Below are 19,582 nucleotides of genomic sequence, written 5' to 3' on the forward strand. Positions count from 1 at the left end.
TGAAGATAAAAGCCTCATTAATGAGTATCAAAGGTGGATGAATGAAGATAAAAGCCTCATTAATGAGTATCAAAGGTGGATGAATGAAGCAAAAAGCCTCATTAATGAGTATCAAAGATGGATGAATGGAGCAAAAAGACTCATTAATGAGTATAAAAGATGGATGAATGAAGCAAAAAGCCTCATTCACGAGTATTAATTTTTCAAGAGCCGGAAGTTTTTGCTGCTCTACCTTTACTAATAGCTTTAAAGCGATCGCTCAACAATTCTGCTACAGTCTTTAAGCCTGGAGTCTTTTTCGCTGCTGTCTTGACGTAATCATAAACTGTCAAACTGCCGAGCATCGCTTGGCTACCGACAGCTAACATGGTATCATCTACTTGTTCATTGAGCTGCTGAATTAAGATTAAAAGTTCGCTGAGTGCGGTGACTAGTTGATAATTCTCGATAAATTGCTCAATATCAAAACTGGGTGGGAGAATTTCACGGTTAGACTGAGCAGCGTTAACGCTATTGGTAACAAAAGCTAGACTTTTATCGCCCATTTTGAATAACTTGCGGCGTTCTTGTGCAGTTAAAGCAATGAGAAACGGCATCTTTTGTTCAATTATTTGTAGTGCTGCTTTAATTTCTTGGATATCTTCTGGGGAAAGAGTGCCTATAATATTGCGATCGTCCATCGTATAATTACCTGGGGATAGTAGAGAGTCAGTAGCAAGAGTTGCTAAGTATATGATTCCCAGAGTAAATGCGATGGTACATCTTTTGATTAGAATTTTTAGTATATTTATTATGATGTTGCATCATGCCAGCTAGAGATATCTTTCATAATGCAGTTAAGCGCTCGCTAGAAAAAGAAGGGTGGAAAATTACTCATGATCCCTTACCTGTTAGTTTTGAGTTAGGGGATATGTACATAGACTTAGGAGCAGAAAAAATTCTTGCAGCAGAAAGAGAGGGAGAAAAAATTGCTGTTGAAGTTAAAAGCTTTTTTAAAACGTCTGTTATTTCAGAATTTCACACCGCTTTAGGACAGTTTATTAATTATCGGCTAGCATTATCTGAACAAGAACCAGACCGTATTCTTTATTTAGCAGTTCCCATCGATACATACACGTCTTTTTTCACCATCAGACTTGTACAAAGTATTATCAAAACATATCAACTTAAATTGATTACTTATCAGCCAGTGACGGAGGATATTGTCGAATGGATAAACTAACACAATATGAAAAAATAATTCAGCAACTTATCGAAGAATATGCTGCAAATGCTAATCAAGACCCCGAAATTGAAACTCAATTAATTTTTGACAAAGAACATCACCACTACCAACTTGTGAATGTCGGTTGGAAAAATCAGCGCCGTGTTTATGGTTGTTTTTTACATATAGATATCAAAGATGGTAAAGTTTGGCTGCAACATAACGGTACAGAAAATGAAGTAGGAGAAGACTTAGCGAATTTAGGTATCCCCAAGCAGGATATAGTCGTCGGCTTTCATTCACCGTTCAAACGACAATTTACAGATTATGCCGTTGGTTAAACCAACAAACTATAACTTAGGATTATTTGGGTAGATGTTGAGCGATGCCTACGGCGGTAAACTACGCTCTTTAGAGTTATGCTACTTTTAAGGACTTTTCTAGTGTTTTTGGCTCTGGTAGAGGTTGACCGTCAGCCAAAGATGATTCAATCAGCATTTCTAAAACTTCTTGAGCATTTTTGAAAGCTTCTTCGTAAGTATCTCCGTGAGTATGACAAAATCCCCATTCAGGAAGACTGACAACAAAACACTCATCTTCATCAGACCACTGAATAATTATTGTGTAGTGAGAATTCATTCTTGTTCTTCCTCTTGAGCCTTTTTAATTTCTTTTAACCTTTGGAGTGCATTATTAACATCTTTCTCTTGGTAAGCTTTAGCATCATTCCCGTCTTTACCTGATATAGTAACTCTCCCAGATAGCAGGGGATGATACCAATTTGTATGGCTACCTTTTCCAGAACGGTATGTAAACCCTGCTTCTAGCAACAAGCTTTTCTATTCTCTGATTTTCTTGGGCATATACTCAGCTTACATTTACTCTCCCCACTCCTTTAACTTCTGTTGAACAAACTTTCGCACTAGCTCATCTGGGTCATTCTCTGCTCTGTCGCGCAACAGTGGTAAAGTCTGGGGATGCTGAGGAAATTGCTTGATAATTATCTCAAGTGCAATGCTCCGAGGGTTAGTTTCATAGTCGTCCTTACGCTCAAAGGGGTCATTGACAGCGCAGTTGTAGTAAATTTCAAACAATTCAGGCTGATATCTGAAGTGTCTAGCTAATGCTTGGATGGCTATACGTCGCACATATTCTTCATTATCAGCAGTGGCGAGGTCTTTGAGAAACGAGCGGGTGTCTGGGTCATTTGGGAAATTGCTGGCTAATACTTGGAGAACTGTATATCGCACATACTCATTATCATCAGCAGTGGCGCGGTCTTTAAAAAACGAGCAGGTGTCCGGGTCATCTTTGAAATTGCTGGCTAATGCTTCGATGCCTGCATCTCGCACATCCCATTCATCCTCAGTAGTGGCGCGGTCTTTGAGAATCGAGCGGGTGTCCGGGTCATCTTTGAAATTGCTGGCTAATGCTTCGATTGCTGCACATCGCACATCTCCTTCATTATCAGTAGTGGCGCAGTCTTTGAGCCAGTGTAAGGTATCGCTGTTATCTTTCCAAATTGTGGCGACTGTTGCAACTGCTTGAGTGCGAATTTCCTGAACTAGCTCAGTTTCTTCTTCATCATCATAGGGTTCGTAATAGTACCAGAGGTCATATTTAGTTAAGTCTTTAAGTTTGTCAAGTAATTTATTAGCCACTAATGTAATCACCGAGCGATTTCTCACTTCTGCAAGGCACTTAGCCGCTAAAAACAGGTTGATAAACTTTTCCTCTTCCCCATCTTGCGCCATTAAGTAATCAAGAATTTCACCAACAAATTTTGGCTCAATCATTCCCGCAATTAACAGCAATACCTCATGCCAAGTTTCATCTTGCCAGTGTTTGCCAAATACTTCAGTTTTGAGATACTCAATTGTAATGCTGCGTTCTTTCTCAAACTGCCAGACAAACTCCCAAGCACAGAAATATTCTAAAAAAGTCCGATGCACAAAGGCATAGAAATCTGCACCCAAGAAACATAAAATAAAGTTGCGATCGCGCAGTTGTTTCATCAACCGTCTGGCTTTATCTCTGGCATCACTCACTGGTATGCTTTGCAGATATTTAGTGAAGATTGCTTCTAAATCATCCGCATAGATAATGTTGCCAGCTAAACCTTTTTCACTGGTTTGCATTTGATAAGCAACTTGACGCAACATTGCCTGTTTATCTTTATAATCAATAATATCCAGACGTTCATCTGGCTTTAAATTGCGTCCCTCGTCCCAATTATGCAGCAGAACCTCTGAAGCATCTTTATACAGTTCACTTCTATCTCTAGGTAATTCTCGCTTGAGATTAAGAATTGCCATCATGGTTAACAGCAGAGGATTTTGTGCTAGTTCGGCAATTGCTTTCGATTCTTTAATTACTCTTTGTAGCCGCTCACGTTTGATATTCTTATCTCTTTCTTCGGCTTGACTGAAAGTTTTATCATGCCAACGTTGAATAAAATCTTGAATCTGTGCTGGTTCTAAATCTTGCAACATGAAGTGGCGAAACTCTGCATCTCGCAATTGTTGCTGCTTATAGCCGATGATCCGAGAAGTGACAATTACCTGCACATCGGGATATTCATTAGTAAAGCGATGAATAGAGGTAATTACTTCCTCCCGCTTCGTCGGTTCAAAGATTTCATCCAAACCATCAAACATGACCAAAGCGTTACCAGCCTTTAGCTGCTCATGCAATTTATGCTGATTGAGGTGATAGAAACAATTGGGACTATTATGGTAAAATTGGAGAAAATTATTACAACTACCTGCATCGCGATCGCGCATATAATGGCGTAGTTCAATCAGCAAAGGAATTGGCAGATTAAAATCATTCTGTTCGAGAGTGTTTTCTACCCAATCCAACGCTAAGTATTGCAACAATGTAGACTTGCCAGAACCAGGATCGCCTAAAATAACTAGATAATTCTTGCGTTGCTTCTCGCGGATAACATCTAATACTGAGCGTATTGGCTGTTCTGAATAATTGCGTCTATAGCCTTCTAATTCTTCTTTAATTTTATCTATTTCAAATTCTGCATCTAATTGGTTACTTTCTTGTAGCCGGCGGAGATGCTCTTTAGGAAGTTCGGGTAAAACCTGATAAACTTGGCGCACATTTTGCGGGATAAACATTTGCCATAAATTTACCGGATGTTCGCGGGCTGTAGTTTCTAAACTATCTAACTTGAGATTGCCGTAGCGTTCACGAATAGTTTCTAAATATTGTGGTAAATTAAAATCCTTGGGAATATCAGCGTTTTCTTTTAAAGTCTTGTCAATACTAGATAATTTTTGAAGTTCTAAGATATAGCGTAACTCTTCTGAATCGGAAAGAATATCTTGAACTTGGATGAGATACTGTTCTGTAATTGTTTGCCAGTTAAATTTAGGTGGGAGAGGTTTGATTTGAAGTCTTTTCCAACTATCTGCTAGTATTTTAAAATCTAAAAAATCACATTTAATATCAAAAGCCTGACCAAGAATTTCCTTAACCGATTTATCACGAATAAATTTCTTGATATCTTCAGCATAATTTTGAATTTCACCTTCAGAAAGTTTGCAACGAACCTTTAACTGTTGCTGCATTGCTTGCAAAAATTCTGTCAGCGCCATAACTACAGCTTTCTGAAGCGGTTCTTGCTTAAAGGGCACAGTTACAGCATTATTAAAGATATTTTTGAAAAAATCTTTAGCGTAGTCCTTGACTAAATCTTTGAAAAATTCTTCGCTGATAATAGTTTTGACAAGAAATCCAACCGCTTTTTGACCTATCCAGAGAGTAAACCACTCAACTATCATACTCACGCCTGCTAAGTGCTTGACTACGAGTATATACATCTGTCAGAGAATCTTTCCAGATTTCTAGTAGGGATGCACAGTTATGCGCCCTGAAGATTTGTTAAAAGTAATTAATAACTGTGCATTAATATTAGGAGTAATTTTATGGTTTTACAAATTAACCCCATCCAAAAAGAACCTACTGTTACTTGGGAAGCACTTCCTGCCGACTTCATTTTACCCGACGATCCAGTGGAAAATATTCAACAACCTGCGATCGCTGCTGCGCTTACCGATGCTTTGGGAACCGCAGGCGCATCCAACCCCAGATGCTAATTGGCTCTAATTTTGGACTTGTAGCCACAGTCAACAAAAAAATCGTTGTCAAAGCCCCAGACTGGTTTTATGTCCCTCAAGTGCAGTCTGTGGGAACAAATGTAGTTCGTCACAGCTACACCCCGAATTTAGAAGGCGCTGCTGTGGCTGTAGTGACGGAATTTCTCTCAGACACAGAAGGCGGAGAACTATCAGTCCGCTCAACTCCACCCTACGGTAAACTCTATTATTACGAAAAGATACTCCAAGTTCCAACCTACGTAACCTACGACCCTTACGAACCCAGCATAGAACTACGCTGCTTACAAAATGGACAATCGTAGACATCGCATAACTTCAAGGGATGCTGGGAATAATAATTTTGGTACATCAGCACCAAAATTCTATGAAACAGCAAAAAAATCAGTTCAGTCATCTTACTGCGATCGAAAGAAGTTACTTATCATTTCCGGCACAGTTTTTATTAAATCAAAACCTTCTCCAGGGCAAAATACTGGACTTTGGTTGTGGCTTTGGTAATGATGTTAAAATATTGCGCCAAAAGGGTTGTGATATTACAGGCTACGACCCTTATTATTTTCCAGAATATCCTAATACTAAATTTGATACAATAATTTGCTTTTATGTTTTAAATGTTTTATTTCCTGAAGAACAAACTAATGTTATTATGGAAGTATCACATTTATTAAAACCAGGAGGCAAAGCTTATTACGCTGTAAGAAGGGATCTTAAAAAAGAAGGGTTTCGAGAGCATTATGTTCATAAAAAACCTACTTATCAATGTATGGTAAAACTTCCTTTTACTTCAGTTTGCTTAGACGAATATCGGGAGTTATATGAATATATTCACTATAATCATCAGCGAAATTCGTCTAATTATTGTATATTCTGTAATCCTCATAAAAATCTTAAACTATTAACTGAATCAGCGACAGCTTATGCTATTTTTGATGGCTATCCTATAAGCAAAGGACACGTTCTAATTATTCCTAAACGTCATGTTAGCAGCTATTTTGAACTACCATTTAAAGAGCAATCTGCTTGCTGGTTTATGGTAAACAAAGTACAAGAAATTCTCAAAAATGAATTTGAGCCTGATGGCTTTAATGTAGGAATGAACATCAATAGAGCCGCAGGTCAAAATATTATGCACGCCAGTATTCATATTATCCCTCGCTACAAAGGTGATACTGTCTCTGCTAAAAGTGGAATCAGGAAAGTTATTCCTAAAAAACAATAGTTTTTCTGTAATAATTCAGAATTCTGCTGTAAATTGACTGCTTTCAAGTAATTATAAAAATTACTAGAAGAGCATGACTTACTCAAACTTATCTCATCAGGTTGAGTAAGTCTCTTAAGTGCATCGTCACCATGCTTTTTCAGTGCAATCTCTACTTTGTTATTTTGAGCCTGACTGTAATCATCTCAGCTACTGTTGCTTTTGCAGCTTGGCAGCGTCGCTCAATTTGTTTGGCTAGCAAGCCTTTCATTTCGATGATGCTAGCGATCGCAGGATACGCTACAGTTGCAGCAATGGAAGCAGCAATTCTGCTTCGAGAAAAAATATTTTGGTCAAAGCTGGAGTACGTTAGTTCAGGCAGTATAATTTACCTCATTACACAATCAGCGCAAACAGTTAACAGGGCCTTTGCTTGTTTTGCGTGACATTACCCAACGTTATCAGGCTGAATTTGAACTCCGACAGGCAAATGAATATTTGCAAAAACAGGTACTCGAAATTAAAACATTATAGGTTCAGTTACAAGAACAGGCTTGCGCGACGGACTGACAGGCTTGTTTAATCGGCGTTATTTTGACGAGATATTCCCACAATAACTAATGCGAGCAATGCGAGATTATGATCGAGTTGCCTTAATAATTATGGATATTGATTATTTTAAAAATATTAATGATACATTTGGTCATCAGGCTGGCGATCGCGTAATTCAGACTTTTGCAGACCTTCTTCGCAACTATAGTAATTCTCAAAACATTGTGTGTAGATATGGTGGTGAGGAGTTTGTATTGGCTTTACCAGGACTGACACAAGAGAAAGCATTTCAGCACGCCGAACAGATCCGGTTATCCTTTCAAGCTGCACAGTTGGAATCTGGAGGTAAACAAATACATACAACAGTTTCGGGTGGAGTAGCCATGTTTCCAGATCATGGAAAAACCACTGATGAGTTATTACAAGTAGTAGAGCGCTATATGCTGCTAAGTTACATGGACGCAATTACATCAAGCGTGTGCAATCTAATTGATGAGATGTAGAAATTTCAATAATCATTTATGAAAAAATACACAAATTTAACAAAACTTAAAAATTAAGTTTTGTTGAAAATATTGCCAAATATATTCAGTTAAGCCTGATTATCTGGATCTATTCCGAGCGCTCTTAATTGTTCTGTCAATTGTTGCACTCTTTGTTCTGCAACTTCAGCGCGTTGTGCTTCTTGTTGAGCGCGTTGTGCTTCTTGTTGAGCGCGTTGTGCTTCTTGTTGAGCGCGTTGTGCTTCTTGTTGAGCGCGTTGTGTCTCTTGTTTTACTTGTTCTGCGGGCGTGAGATATCGTTTTCCTTGCTCATCATACCAATACATCCATTCTCGCGTTACACCGCAATAATTTCCCCTTTCGCAACCAATTCCTAAGCCAATTTCTGGCAGCCAAACAGGGTTTCCCTCTTGCAATTCATATTTACCATTAACTAACTTATGTACTTCCAAATGGGGTTTGCGGCGGCGACGAGAGGAATAAATCACGTAGTAAAGTACACCCAAAGCCTCATATTCAGCCAATTTAGTAGTATATTCCTTGCGATAATTTTGGGAAACTACTTCTAGGACGAAAATCGGTACAACATTTTCATCCCACAGCACATAACTGGGACGCAGTTCCTCATCATAAAACCGCTCTACCCCTATGCTCAAAAACCCATCTGGCACAATGGCCGGTTTATCGGGGTCATAATAAATACCCATATCTATGCCAAAGAGCCAATCCATGCGTTCTGACCAAAGTATCAGCAGGATCGCCTTCAGCAAGCCTGGTATTAATTCTTGTAGTTCATTATCCACAGGCGTTTCATCAGAGTCTGGTAGTTCCTCGGCTGAGGGCAAGTACCTTGGCAAGTTGTACTCTAACATGGCTGGTTTCCCCAAAACTCAAAGGATATTTGGCTCTATTTGGCTCACCAGAATTATAGCGATTTCTCAACTTGCGATGTCAATAGTAATCTGTCTCATTAGTTTAAGAGGCGTGAACAAGTTCGTAATCAGGACTAAAACCCTGGTTTTTTAAGCACTGAAGTGTTTACTACAAACTCTCAAAATTAGCTTGACAAATTACTAGTTTACTATTTTATATTAATCACTCTAGTGATACTTATTGACAGTTTTTAACTACTAGACAATCTTAAATCTGTCACAATCATGAGCAATAAAATTTATTTGATGCTTAAATTCTAACTGTCACAATCCGATTATCTTAATGATGCAATGTTTTGCTTTGACTAAGTGATACCACTTGTGGTATTGAGAAACAGACAAGATTAGACAGATATAATAGTTACCTAGCTCCTTTCCTGGTGTGCATAGCATTGCTAATCTAAAGTTACAGCTCAATCAAGAATACAAGCGTTTCTACCCCGCCAAGGAAGTTTATCGAGCCGATAAAATTTTGGTAACTCTTAACTATTAATAAATATATAGGTGCTTAGTGCTATTAATGCTTTATATTTAGCAACAGGGTGGTGCAAACAGCCACTCATCTTAAAATATTTAGGAGGCAGTACCCACCGGGAGAACTTACGCTTCGATACCATCAGCACGTAGTGTAAGTAAAGGTTAAGTTGATATTCAAACAAATAATTTTTGCTGAATTGCGACAGATAAAGACTAAACTAAAAAGTCTTGTGCAGCAAAACCTGTAGCTTTAAATGAAATAATCATGTCTAAGGTTCTTGTCTCAGATTCGATTGACCAAGCTGGAATTGACATTCTTTCGCAAGTTGCGACCGTTGATGTCAAACTAGGTCTAAAACCAGCAGAACTGATCGAAATTATTGGTGAATATGACGCGCTGATGATTCGCTCTAGTACACGCGTCACCCAAGAAATCATTGAAGCTGGCACCCAGCTAAAAATCATCGGTCGTGCTGGTGTGGGTGTGGATAATGTGGATGTTCCTGCTGCCACACGTCGGGGAATTGTGGTAGTCAATTCTCCAGAGGGAAACACGATTGCCGCCGCCGAACACGCACTAGCGATGATTTTGGCTTTGTCTCGTCACATCCCCGATGCTAACGCTTCGGTGAAACGCGGTGCGTGGGATCGCAATAGCTTTGTTGGTGCGGAAGTCTACAAAAAAACTCTCGGCGTTGTCGGTTTGGGTAAAATTGGCTCCCATGTTGCTGCGGTAGCTAAGACAATGGGGATGAAACTCCTAGCTTATGACCCATTTATTTCTACAGAACGAGCCGAACAACTTGGCTGTCAGTTAGTTGAGCTAGATTTACTCTTCCAGCAAGCAGACTATATCACCCTACACATCCCGAAAACCCCAGAAACCACCCACTTAATTAATGCCACAACCTTGGCAAAGATGAAACCTACAGCCCGGATTATCAACTGCGCTCGTGGTGGGATCATTGATGAGGTAGCTTTAGCAGCAGCTCTGAAAGCAGGTAAAATCGGCGGTGCAGCCTTGGATGTGTTCGAGTCAGAACCACTGGGTGAATCGGAATTGCGATCGCTAGGCAAAGAAATCATCCTCACCCCCCACTTGGGAGCCTCTACAGCAGAAGCTCAAGTGAATGTGGCCATTGATGTTGCCGAACAAATTCGCGATGTCCTTTTAGGACTACCGGCGCGTTCAGCCGTCAACATTCCCGGACTCGGCCCCGATGTGTTGGAAGAACTCAAACCCTATATGCAACTGGCAGAAACTCTCGGTAATCTGGTAGGACAACTAGCTGGCGGACGGGTAGAAGTACTCAATATTCGACTGCAAGGGGAACTCGCGACCAACAAAAGTCAGCCTTTGATCGTTGCTGCCCTCAAAGGACTACTTTACCAAGCTCTGCGGGAACGAGTAAATTACGTAAATGCCAGCATAGAAGCCAAAGAACGTGGAATTCGGGTAATTGAAACCCGCGATGCTTCCATTCGAGACTATGCCGGCACACTGCATTTAGAAGCCACCGGTACTTTAGGTACTCATTCTGTCACAGGCGCTTTGTTGGGTGAGCGGGAAATCCACCTCACTGACGTTGATGGTTTCCCGATTAACGTCCCACCCAGCAAATATATGTTATTTACTCTGCACCGCGATATGCCTGGGATTATCGGCAAACTTGGTTCCCTACTCGGCAGTTTTAATGTAAATATTGCCAGTATGCAAGTAGGTCGTAAAATCGTCCGTGGTGATGCCGTAATGGCTCTGAGTATAGATGACCCTTTACCAGAGGGCATTTTGAATGAGATTATAAAAGTCCCTGGTATCCGGGACGCGTATACAGTAACACTATGAGTGCTGAGTGCTGAGTAACGTTAGCGGTAGCGGGGCGTTAAGCCCGTGCTGAGTGAAAAAGTTAGGAGTCAATAGTGAGGAGTGAGCAGTTAAACAGGAGAACTCCTAACTCCTAACTCCTAACTCTCAAACTCATAACTCAGCACTCAGCACTCAGCACTCAGCACTAAAAAATGGCAAACACCTGGTGGGAACTACAGATTTTATGTGAACCAGACCTAGAAGATTCAATCTTTTGGCGACTGGAAGATTTTGGCTGTCGTGGTACAGCTAGTGAAAACAAAGGAAATTCATCTTTAGTCAGGGCTTACTTATCGACAATTCAAACGCAACTGCTAGATTTAGCAGCACTGTCGCTATGGCTGCGTCAAGATGCCCTCTGTGTAGGACTTTCATCTCCCTCACTGCAATGGCAGTTAATTGATGAGGAAGATTGGGCGACTAGCTGGAAACAATATTGGCATCCCCAAGAAATAGGCGATCGCTTCTTAATTAACCCTGCTTGGCTACCATTACCAGAAACAACCGAACGGTTAGTAATTCGCCTCGATCCTGGTGTAGCATTTGGAACAGGCAATCATGCCACCACTCAGCTATGTTTGGAATCTCTGGAAATGCGGCTGAGTGGAGTTCCGCAGTCCTTTGTGGGTAATAGTGGCAAACACGAACATCTGGTAATTGCGGATATTGGCTGTGGTTCCGGTATCCTTTCGATTGGGGCGCTGCTACTGGGTGCAGAGAAAGTCTATGCGGTAGATAATGACCCTTTGGCGGTGCAATCAACTATCAGTAATGGTGCGCTGAATGATATTAGCCCAGAACGTTTACTACCTGCACTGGGAAGTGTAGACGTTTTGAAAAAATTAATTGAAAGCCCAGTGGATGGTATTGTCTGCAATATTTTGGCTCATGTGATTATTGAATTGATTCCAGAAATGAGTGCGATCGCTAAACCTGAAACTTGGGCGATCTTCAGTGGAATTTTACTGGAACAATCTAAAGCTGTTGCTGATGCTCTAGAAGAAAATGGCTGGGTTGTCGCTACCCTATGGAAACGCAAAGAATGGTGTTGCTTAAATGTACGGCGTTCTTAATTCGGTAGAAATTATCGCAATCCGCAGATCCCCACTTTTTTAAGAAGCCGGGGATCTTTAAGCAAGTGACATAATATATAGATTACCCACTATTGACTTTTGAAACTAGCGATGAAAGAACGGCTACAAATCCACAAAAAAGCTGACTCATCCGCTTATTCGTTAGAGCATAGTCAGTTGCAATCGCATTTATTAACTACTCACTCTCAACTTGGCTCCAACAAGGCTATAGTACAGGCAAAGGTAGAAAATAAGAAATTTCAACAATATCAGTTTGAGGCAACGAAACTCCAAATACAAGCCAAGCATGGCACAATCACGCCAGAGGGACAAGAGCGACTCACTGTATTGCAAACAAAGATGAGTGAGTCGTTGCAGCAAGGTAAGGAACACTCTTCCCAGTTTGGTCATAACCTGAGCAAAATGGCGATAAAACGTGCTGATAGCGTGTCAATAGGAGAAATACAGCCAAAACTGACTATTGGTCAATCAGAAGATCGATATGAGCAAGAGGCGGATAGTGTTGCTACTTCTGTAGTCAACCAAATTAATAGAGCTGCTTTGGAAAACCAAGATGCAGGCGTTAAAAACGAACAAGCAAAGTCTGAAGAAATATTAGCAGCAAATAACTCAGCAGATAAAAAACAAAAATTTTTACAAGAATATTCACTAGCCAAAACACTAGTCAATGGTATAGATGACACATTGCCACAAGATAAAATACTGGAACAACTTTTCAAAAACTTTGTAAATATCCAATTTCAATACACAATGGTGAGTAAGAGTCCAGAAACTCTACTAAAAGGCTCTCCAGAAGGAGATTGTCAGACATTAGCGCGTGCTTTTAAAAAAGTTGCAGAAGAGTATTTTGGCATTGAAAAAATTACAATTGAAAGTATCGCCAAACCTTTTTTGAGTGAAGCTGGAGCTACGCCATATCAAGGGAAAAAACCTAATTGTGATGATGGAAAACGATGGTTTTTCCAAAACCATTATTGGGCTAGCTGGAATGGAAAAATTTATGATGTTTTATTCCTCAGCAATAAACGAACCGAAGCTGATATGGCAAAACAGGTGCAACCACTCACATCAATGTTGATGCCTGAACAAGAATACTATCAAACAGAAAAAGGAAAAATTGTATATCCAATTATTAATAAGTATTCCACTGTAGATGTGACGATTTTTGAAAAACTGAAAAACTTTGTTAATAATCTCGGTCGGTTTTTCTCCAATAGTATGAGTGCGATAATTAATAAAATTCGATCTTTATTTTCCCAAAGTGGAAACAACACCAGTGGTTTTGATTCTCTAATGAGAGAACTCGAACACGATAAAAATAATAGTGCGATCGCAAACAACCAAACTCAATAATCTTACTAAGTTGGCTTTCACCACTGCCCTGAATTATCTTCTTGTTGCAAACCAATTAACTGTCGCCGCTTCCAAGCATAATGAAGAATATTAATACCTAATTCCTGGGCTGTCCGAATGGTCAATCTGGGTAAACTCAAATCTCTATCCAATCCCCAAGCAGTTGCTAAATCTCCAATTACTAAAATAATTCCTCCACCAATCAACAATTTAATCTGCTGTTGATTAACCATTGGTAAAGCAGCAAATAAGAAAGGTTTTGTCCTTAAAGGATGACTCCGTTGCAATTCTTCTAAAGGTCTTAAAGGACTCTCTAACTGTTGTGCTAATGCTTGAGTACTCTCAATCAAAGGATTTGCATTTGTTGGTGCATCAACTAAAAGTACACCACCTAAATTTAAGTAATTTCTGAGGGATTCAAATTCGAGACTATTTAAAGATATAGCCTGTCCACCTGTGAGATAAAGGATGTCATAGTCTTGGATATTTTCTGCTAAAGAAACCTGACCTGGTTCATCAGCACCTCGCAAACTTGGGTACAGGGGTTCTACTGCTTGTAATAAATATGAAAGACTGAAAAAATTACGCGCACATTCAGGATCGCTATGATTCGCCTGCGCCATACATACAAGTGCTTGAGGACGCATTTGTGCCTGACGGCGATAACGCAAATCAATATTGTTATATCCAGGAAAGAAAGCATCCGCAGGTTGGGTAATGTCAGTATGTCCTGGTTGTAGGAGTATTCGACATATTTCTATTTCTGAACTAGCTGGTGTAGAGTTTATTTGGTCAATTCGATAAGTTTCTTGAACAATATCTCTTTGCTGTCCGCGCCGCAATTCATCAGGATCTACATAGCTAACTACTAAGTAAATCATGAGTGGTTCAGAACTTACTACTTCTAAATCGATGGGAAAATCATAAGAAGTCGGTACAACAATTAGATTACCTGCTAAATCAATTGCAATCCCAGGTTGAATTTGCACCCAACGTCCATCTCGATATCTAGCTTCTACTTGGCTTGGGGCAGTTATATCTCGCACGCCTAAACCGCAGACAATTCCTGGTTGATTTAAACTTTGATATTGAGCATTTTGCCGATTCCGGTGATATTCATGCGCTGTGCGCCAACGTTCCGCATTAATTAGTAAGCCGTCTGCGGCTTGCAAGCGTTCAAAGGATTTAATTGGTGGTGGTGGGAAAGGATGGGACATAGCAATTTTGGATTTTAGATTTTAGATTTTGGATTAATAGTCTGTTTAATTTTAAAAAATTACGAATTACGAATTACGAACTATTTAATGAAAGGGATTTTCGATAGATAATTCGTATGTGCAAAAAGCAGGTTTTTCTTGTTCTATTATTCTTTGAATAAGTTCTTCGTTGATGATGCCACTAGAAATATTTGAACGCAAACGCACTATAAAATGGTATGGTTGTCCGCCTGCCAAAACTGCATTTCCTAGTTGTGCATCTCCTATAATGAAACTTGGGCCGAAAGGTTCTGTAATACTAATATGTTTATCAGCTTCATTCGGTAAATGTTCGTCTAGCGGTAAACCAGTATAAAGATGCAAGTAGAGACGCAATCCTTTACGAGTTCCTCGCCAGCGATAAAGTTCTACGGCTCGGCGAATTAAACGCCGTTGTTGCTGGAGATCCCAAACGGAATCTACCTGCCAAGCAACCCAATGAGCCATAAAGGGTAGTAATGCTTGCGGTGCTGTCAAGGGGTCGAGATTTGCCCACATGACGTTGTAACTATCAACTATTGGTTGAAAAGCTTGCTCAAATATTTTCATGAAGCGACCAATGAAGTCTACTTCCCGATACAAAATTGGCAAGAATTCCATGTAGGCAGTGTAGGGACGGATGTATAAATCGAAATACTCGCTTCTCTCGATTTGTTCGTTGTCCGTACCTGGGTCTATGTGTAGAGTAATTAAGCTGCGAAAATTAAGTGTTAGTTTGTCTTTTTTTCCAGGGGAAATTGCTTCTTGGTCTTCAAAAAATGTGTCGGGAATTGAGAAGTGGAGAACAGCATCCATTTGTCCGCGAGGCGGTATCTCACTGCCTTCTGTACCAATCTGACACCACTGGGATGGGAAGTTTCCCTCAACGCTTAAGCTTACCCGCAAAGGACGTTGTTCCAAGTTTTGTACTTGCACAATCATCTCGCTGGGATGTCCAGGATGCAAAAGCAAACTACGTCCAGCTACATCGATGTTTTCGGCATTTGCAAATGCTAAACCTGCCACAGGTAAAGCTTCGGGAATTTGCATTGGCGTTAATTGAATGCTTACAGCTGGACTAGAGCGACTTTGAACCATAGGATTGGGGACTGGGGATTGGGGATTGGGAGCAGGGGAGAAATCAATTCAAAATTCAAAATTCAAAATTCAAAATTGAAGATTCAATCCCCATACTCAATGACAAATGACAAATGACAAATTAACGATTAATGATTTGGATGTCGTGATTGGAACGCAGATTTGTATCAGCCCAAGAACAGATCAAACCTTCCGATCCCGGATCGATCAATTGTTCTGGTGACGGTTGTCGTCGCCAAATTTCTCCTTGCTTGCGGATGGGAAATAGCAAGACGGGGCCTAAATGACGCACGCCTGGGGTTTGTTGCAGTAATGCGACAATATCTGATGTATAAACTGGTCGCCCAAAGGGCCAACCTTTGCCGTCAATTCCTCCAGTTAAGGGATTTAAATATTTATACAACGATCGCCTTAAATTCCGACGAATTTCTTCGCTGGCAAAAGGATTATTGTAGGCTGGCTCTAGAGCAATTTCTGTCTGTACCGAAACGCCTACGTAATTTGGCTCTTGTAACTCTACTTGTACCCCTAATAAGCGTCTTTCATCTAAATAACTCAAAATTTGCTCTTGCAGGGCATTACTGAGGGCAAAATCTTCTGGTGTCATGCCATTGCCTTGGGCGATCGCATCTGTATTTGCATAAGGAACTACCAGTAAACTAACTATACCAGCTTGTCTGCGAGAATTTGCTGGCAAACACCGGACGCGAGCGATCGCACCAGCACCCGCCTGTTGAGTTAAAACTTCAAAATCTTCAGCAGTGACGGCGCGATCGCGCGTGCGGAGGATGCGGGGAGCCTTCATTACAGCTTGTTCTAGCGATTCGGCATCTGCTCCATTGATTGCTGGTACGCGATTGACCACACTAGCAACATAAGGATATGCAGACTTCAAAAACTGAATTGCCCCAGTTTGAACATTACCTTCTCTACCGCCGCCTGTACGATAACTAACTATCCTAATCTCTGCACCACGGGGAGGAATTGCCCCATATTGATGTTCCGACTGGTTATTTTCCAGAACTTGTACAGATGTGTCATCTAGTGATGGTTGCTGAATTCGCGTTCGCACCTGTGTTTGTTGTTTAAGTTGGCTCGGTTCCCGAATCAGCGGCCCGAATTGGATTGTACCAGTGATGGAATCGATGGTGTAATGGAAGTTATGCGGCCCAGAATCAGCAAAATCTCTCACTTCAGTCCACTTTTGCGGCAAACCACCACCCGGAGTAACTAAAATATACTCATCTTCTCGGCGTTCTAAAATTGGTGCTGTTTGTAACTGGAAACTCTGACCGGGTGTACCATCACTAATTCCCAATCGCTCATCTTGAATCAGCGTACTATGGCTAGCCCTAACAGTACCGCCAATTGAACGCACTGCTAAACCAATAATTCGTGGCGGACGATTGTAACCAGTTTCATTCGATTCTGTAGAAACAAAGCTACAGCGCAACCAGCGGCCTCGGTAAGAGGTAAAATTAGCCACAGGCCAAATTTGCGGTAAATGCAGACGTACCTCTGCACCTTGAGACGGGTTTTCACCTTCTTGGGCGATTTCATAAAAACTGAAACCGCGAGTTTTATCATCTGATTCTTGCAATAAAACTGATTGCCAATTTTCCCCATCCCAAGCTTCCCATCTCCGGGGTGGTTGATTGGGGTTAATCCCAGCAGGGGTAGCCGCAGCCCCTTGGAAAATAATTTCTAAAACATTAGCGTCTAAAGGATCGTCAGAATTAATTGCTAAATAAAAGCAGTTACCAGGCTGGGGTTCCTCTTCAAATATCGGTTGTTCGTTACCTGTCCAGTAACCGTTAGATTGACGAGTCCAGGAAGTTGTAACTCTTTCGCGCAGAGATTGGGGAATATCTTCGGTAGTTTGGGCAGTTAAGAAATGTTGGATGCGGGGTTTGCCGATAATTAGAGGAGAATCTGTGCTGAAGGTAATTGCTTCTGTGGTTTCAGTGCGGATAGTTGAGGCTTCTAATCCTGCGGGAATCGTGTAGGCTTCAGGGAGTGCAGCGCTTAAATAAAAAGTTAATTCTGTGCGGGCTGGGGCGGGAGGCTGGAGACGAATACCTAGTAATTCTAAAAAAGCAACATAATTTTTTCGAGGTACTTGGTTGAATCTGAGCAACATTTGGTCAGTTAACCAAGCAAATAACTCAATTAGCGTAATTCCTGGGTCGCTGAGGTTGTGGTCAGTCCATTCTGGACAGTAGCGAGGAATACGCATAATACATTCTTCCACCAAATCATCAAAGGCGCGATCGTCTAAGTTGGAAGAAGGTAATTTCGGTAAAAAATCAAAGTTCACGATTCCTCCCCAGCTGACACCAAATAATAAGGATAAACAAAACTATAAATATCGGGACTGTCTTTGAGCCGATAATTGATGATGATGTCCACTCTGCCACGCACTGGATCGGGATCGGTGATAACTTCATCGATAGTAATGCGTGGTTCCCAAACTTCTAAAGCTTCCAAAACATAAAGACGGATTCGCAGTAGGGTATCGCTATTTAAAGGTGCAAACGCTAGTTCCGACAAGCGCGAACCAAAGGTAGGTCGATAAACCCGCTCACCTACACCTGTGCGGAGGATAATCCAAATAGATTCTTTAACTTTTTGATCTTCACGGCTAAGTTGTATCCCACCTTGCACGTTTAAATGCAGTGGATAAGCCCAACCTGTTCCCAAATAGGCTCGATCGCGACCATAAACCATATCTGGCACTTAGACAGCTGTTACATGGATATCTTCAAAGATATCGGCACAGAAGGTTTAAGCCTATTCGCCAAAGGTCGAACCCTCCCGGTAATTCAAAATTCAAAACTTGTACTGAGCGTAGCTGAAGTATTCAAAATTCTCTGAAACTGGGAACGAGGTTTAAGACAAGAGTGAGAAATTATTGAGATGCACTACAGTTAATTTCTAGTCTTGAGTACAAAGACCTTTATTTAAACTGTAACTGAATCGTATTAGAATATATTATTAAAAAAGTAATTCCAACCAAGATAAACAAGATTAAAGTAGCAATTAGACCACGATGGAGAGAGATAGCATTAAGAAGTACTAATAGCCATATCAAAGCAACCTCAACTGCACTAGCAATCGGTAGAAGAGTCATAACCTTTACTAGCTGAGGAGTTCGTAAAAAACCAAACCAAGGAGGCTGTAACCATATCTGGATAACCTCTATTTCTAAGAAAAAAATTTGTAAACCTACTATTGCTATCAGTAATTCAACGATCCCCCGAAATAATTTACTTATCATTTTTCTGCTCTAGTCAAACCTCTTTCAGGTAAATAATCACGAATTGCGGCTGATTTAGTGCCTATTTCTCCAATCAGCCGCCAATCAAAACAGTGGGATTACCTTTGATAATTTTATTCGGCGGCCCTAATGCTTCTAAAACAGTGTCGCCCATCCGACAGGCAGGCAGATTGTTAATCAGCACTGTCTGACTACCGTCAATCACAACTCCAGGGCCGTGAGGAGGGACGGGCAAGGGTGTGGCGCAATTATGAATATCAGCACCAGCAGCAGCAGCAGCGATCGCACTACCCATAGTAGCTGCTGATGTTGCCTTTGTAGTTTGTTCCGCAGCTAAGGCAGCAGGTGCCCCTGGTGTACCAGCCGCCGCTAAAGTAGCAGCCTCAGCCGCTTGGATAGCTGCATCAGAAGATGTTTTGGCAGACTGTAAACCTGGTACTGCGGCAGCAAGCACACCCCGCCACGCAGGTAAAGACCCAATCAACACATTGCGACTACCCGGCCCTCCTGTTAAAACTGGGGGTAAAGGATGCGCCACATTGTCAGTAATTCTTGCTGCTGGTCTACCCACGACAACCTCCTATTGTGTTAATTACGAATTACGAATTACGAATTAATTAAGCTGGTCTACCCACGACAACCTCCTATTGTGTTAATTA

The 19,582-nt window shown here is 41.0% G+C and carries 20 protein-coding genes and 1 pseudogene; 10 read left to right on the forward strand and 11 right to left on the reverse strand.

Annotated features, from left to right (window positions below; genetic code table 11):
• A partial coding sequence (locus RMX98_RS27900; RefSeq protein WP_409881908.1) for a hypothetical protein occupies window positions 1–199 on the forward strand: 199 nt, incomplete at its 5' end.
• Window positions 200–203: 4 nt separating this feature from the next.
• Here RMX98_RS27900 and RMX98_RS27905 read toward each other — a convergent pair.
• Window positions 204–680, reverse strand: coding sequence for a hypothetical protein (locus tag RMX98_RS27905; RefSeq protein ID WP_322677856.1), 477 nt, complete (start codon window positions 678–680; stop codon window positions 204–206).
• A 125-nt stretch (window positions 681–805) separates the two neighbouring features.
• On the opposite strand from RMX98_RS27905, the gene RMX98_RS27910 reads away from it, so the two are divergent.
• Window positions 806–1,222, forward strand: a complete 417-nt coding sequence (locus tag RMX98_RS27910; RefSeq protein WP_322677855.1) for a XisH family protein — start codon at window positions 806–808, stop codon at window positions 1,220–1,222.
• On the forward strand, window positions 1,210–1,545 hold the full coding sequence (locus tag RMX98_RS27915; RefSeq protein WP_322677854.1) for a XisI protein: 336 nt from the start codon (window positions 1,210–1,212) through the stop codon (window positions 1,543–1,545). Before RMX98_RS27910 ends, RMX98_RS27915 begins: the two co-directional genes overlap by 13 nt.
• A 76-nt stretch (window positions 1,546–1,621) precedes the next feature.
• Here RMX98_RS27915 and RMX98_RS27920 read toward each other — a convergent pair whose 3' ends face one another.
• From RMX98_RS27920 to RMX98_RS27930, 3 genes are read right to left on the reverse strand one after another with little or no spacing between them, the layout of a single operon-like run.
• The gene (locus tag RMX98_RS27920) at window positions 1,622–1,843 is read right to left on the reverse strand and encodes a type II toxin-antitoxin system HicB family antitoxin (protein ID WP_322677853.1); all 222 of its coding nucleotides are present in this window, start codon (window positions 1,841–1,843) and stop codon (window positions 1,622–1,624) included.
• Entirely contained in the window at window positions 1,840–2,037 is a 198-nt protein-coding gene (locus RMX98_RS27925) for a type II toxin-antitoxin system HicA family toxin (protein ID WP_322677852.1), read from the reverse strand. The genes RMX98_RS27920 and RMX98_RS27925 overlap by 4 nt, the downstream gene beginning before the upstream one ends.
• Window positions 2,038–2,082: 45 nt before the next feature.
• Complete coding sequence (locus tag RMX98_RS27930; protein WP_409881913.1) at window positions 2,083–5,040, reverse strand: NACHT domain-containing protein; 2,958 nt, start codon at window positions 5,038–5,040, stop codon at window positions 2,083–2,085.
• A 105-nt stretch (window positions 5,041–5,145) separates the two neighbouring features.
• Between RMX98_RS27930 and RMX98_RS27935 the strand changes: the two are divergent.
• The 4 genes and pseudogenes from RMX98_RS27935 to RMX98_RS27950 all read left to right on the forward strand — a co-directional run.
• Window positions 5,146–5,633 (forward strand): annotated as a pseudogene (locus RMX98_RS27935) (hypothetical protein); the annotation flags it as partial.
• Between the two features lie 68 nt (window positions 5,634–5,701).
• Entirely contained in the window at window positions 5,702–6,556 is an 855-nt protein-coding gene (locus RMX98_RS27940; RefSeq protein ID WP_322677850.1) for a bifunctional class I SAM-dependent methyltransferase/HIT family protein, read from the forward strand.
• A 131-nt stretch (window positions 6,557–6,687) separates the two neighbouring features.
• Window positions 6,688–6,981, forward strand: a complete 294-nt coding sequence (locus tag RMX98_RS27945; RefSeq protein WP_322677849.1) for a histidine kinase N-terminal 7TM domain-containing protein — start codon at window positions 6,688–6,690, stop codon at window positions 6,979–6,981.
• 183 nt (window positions 6,982–7,164) lie between these two features.
• The gene (locus tag RMX98_RS27950; protein ID WP_322677848.1) at window positions 7,165–7,590 is read left to right on the forward strand and encodes a GGDEF domain-containing protein; all 426 of its coding nucleotides are present in this window, start codon (window positions 7,165–7,167) and stop codon (window positions 7,588–7,590) included.
• 89 nt (window positions 7,591–7,679) lie between these two features.
• On the opposite strand, the gene RMX98_RS27955 is transcribed toward RMX98_RS27950, so the two are convergent.
• Complete coding sequence (locus RMX98_RS27955; RefSeq protein WP_409881916.1) at window positions 7,680–8,462, reverse strand: Uma2 family endonuclease; 783 nt, start codon at window positions 8,460–8,462, stop codon at window positions 7,680–7,682.
• A gap of 802 nt (window positions 8,463–9,264) precedes the next feature.
• Between RMX98_RS27955 and serA the strand changes: the two genes are divergently transcribed.
• The 3 genes from serA (at window position 9,265) to RMX98_RS27970 (ending at window position 13,313) form a co-directional block, all read left to right on the forward strand.
• A complete protein-coding gene (gene serA, locus RMX98_RS27960) occupies window positions 9,265–10,845 on the forward strand; it encodes a phosphoglycerate dehydrogenase (RefSeq protein WP_322677846.1) in 1,581 nt (526 codons plus the stop codon).
• Window positions 10,846–11,018: 173 nt separating this feature from the next.
• Window positions 11,019–11,939, forward strand: a complete 921-nt coding sequence (gene prmA / locus RMX98_RS27965; RefSeq protein ID WP_322677845.1) for a 50S ribosomal protein L11 methyltransferase — start codon at window positions 11,019–11,021, stop codon at window positions 11,937–11,939.
• A 111-nt stretch (window positions 11,940–12,050) separates the two neighbouring features.
• Window positions 12,051–13,313 carry a hypothetical protein gene (locus RMX98_RS27970; protein WP_322677844.1) on the forward strand — a complete coding sequence of 421 codons (1,263 nt, stop codon included), beginning with the start codon at window positions 12,051–12,053 and terminating at the stop codon, window positions 13,311–13,313.
• Window positions 13,314–13,330: 17 nt separating this feature from the next.
• Here RMX98_RS27970 and RMX98_RS27975 read toward each other — a convergent pair whose 3' ends face one another.
• The 6 genes from RMX98_RS27975 to RMX98_RS28000 all read right to left on the reverse strand — a co-directional run bounded on the left by RMX98_RS27975 (window position 13,331) and on the right by RMX98_RS28000 (window position 19,494).
• Complete coding sequence (locus tag RMX98_RS27975) at window positions 13,331–14,530, reverse strand: DUF4159 domain-containing protein (protein ID WP_322677843.1); 1,200 nt, start codon at window positions 14,528–14,530, stop codon at window positions 13,331–13,333.
• A gap of 84 nt (window positions 14,531–14,614) precedes the next feature.
• Window positions 14,615–15,646, reverse strand: coding sequence for a phage tail protein (locus RMX98_RS27980; protein WP_322677842.1), 1,032 nt, complete (start codon window positions 15,644–15,646; stop codon window positions 14,615–14,617).
• A 121-nt stretch (window positions 15,647–15,767) separates the two neighbouring features.
• Window positions 15,768–17,963: a putative baseplate assembly protein gene (locus RMX98_RS27985; protein WP_322677841.1), complete on the reverse strand. Its 2,196-nt coding sequence runs from the start codon at window positions 17,961–17,963 to the stop codon at window positions 15,768–15,770.
• Window positions 17,960–18,373: a GPW/gp25 family protein gene (locus RMX98_RS27990; RefSeq protein ID WP_322671276.1), complete on the reverse strand. Its 414-nt coding sequence runs from the start codon at window positions 18,371–18,373 to the stop codon at window positions 17,960–17,962. Before RMX98_RS27990 ends, RMX98_RS27985 begins: the two co-directional genes overlap by 4 nt.
• A gap of 229 nt (window positions 18,374–18,602) precedes the next feature.
• Entirely contained in the window at window positions 18,603–18,923 is a 321-nt protein-coding gene (locus tag RMX98_RS27995; protein WP_322677840.1) for a hypothetical protein, read from the reverse strand.
• 73 nt (window positions 18,924–18,996) lie between these two features.
• Complete coding sequence (locus RMX98_RS28000) at window positions 18,997–19,494, reverse strand: PAAR domain-containing protein (RefSeq protein WP_322677839.1); 498 nt, start codon at window positions 19,492–19,494, stop codon at window positions 18,997–18,999.
• Between the last annotated feature and the right edge of the window lie 88 nt (window positions 19,495–19,582).

This window comes from Nostoc sp. DedQUE02 (genome assembly GCF_034531035.1).
GTDB lineage: Bacteria > Cyanobacteriota > Cyanobacteriia > Cyanobacteriales > Nostocaceae > Nostoc.

Coding starts and splice junctions, on each gene's coding strand:
- RMX98_RS27920 (WP_322677853.1), bottom strand. CDS start 1,843: ATGAATTCTCACTACACAATAATTATTCAGTGGTCTGATGAAGATGAG.
- RMX98_RS27955 (WP_409881916.1), bottom strand. CDS start 8,462: ATGTTAGAGTACAACTTGCCAAGGTACTTGCCCTCAGCCGAGGAACTA.
- RMX98_RS27975 (WP_322677843.1), bottom strand. CDS start 14,530: ATGTCCCATCCTTTCCCACCACCACCAATTAAATCCTTTGAACGCTTG.
- RMX98_RS27950 (WP_322677848.1), top strand. CDS start 7,165: ATGCGAGATTATGATCGAGTTGCCTTAATAATTATGGATATTGATTAT.
- RMX98_RS27945 (WP_322677849.1), top strand. CDS start 6,688: ATGCTTTTTCAGTGCAATCTCTACTTTGTTATTTTGAGCCTGACTGTA.
- RMX98_RS27995 (WP_322677840.1), bottom strand. CDS start 18,923: ATGATAAGTAAATTATTTCGGGGGATCGTTGAATTACTGATAGCAATA.
- RMX98_RS27980 (WP_322677842.1), bottom strand. CDS start 15,646: ATGGTTCAAAGTCGCTCTAGTCCAGCTGTAAGCATTCAATTAACGCCA.
- RMX98_RS27990 (WP_322671276.1), bottom strand. CDS start 18,373: ATGGTTTATGGTCGCGATCGAGCCTATTTGGGAACAGGTTGGGCTTAT.
- RMX98_RS27910 (WP_322677855.1), top strand. CDS start 806: ATGCCAGCTAGAGATATCTTTCATAATGCAGTTAAGCGCTCGCTAGAA.
- RMX98_RS27970 (WP_322677844.1), top strand. CDS start 12,051: ATGAAAGAACGGCTACAAATCCACAAAAAAGCTGACTCATCCGCTTAT.
- RMX98_RS27930 (WP_409881913.1), bottom strand. CDS start 5,040: ATGTATATACTCGTAGTCAAGCACTTAGCAGGCGTGAGTATGATAGTT.
- RMX98_RS27915 (WP_322677854.1), top strand. CDS start 1,210: ATGGATAAACTAACACAATATGAAAAAATAATTCAGCAACTTATCGAA.
- RMX98_RS27940 (WP_322677850.1), top strand. CDS start 5,702: ATGAAACAGCAAAAAAATCAGTTCAGTCATCTTACTGCGATCGAAAGA.
- serA (WP_322677846.1), top strand. CDS start 9,265: ATGTCTAAGGTTCTTGTCTCAGATTCGATTGACCAAGCTGGAATTGAC.
- RMX98_RS27905 (WP_322677856.1), bottom strand. CDS start 680: ATGGACGATCGCAATATTATAGGCACTCTTTCCCCAGAAGATATCCAA.
- prmA (WP_322677845.1), top strand. CDS start 11,019: ATGGCAAACACCTGGTGGGAACTACAGATTTTATGTGAACCAGACCTA.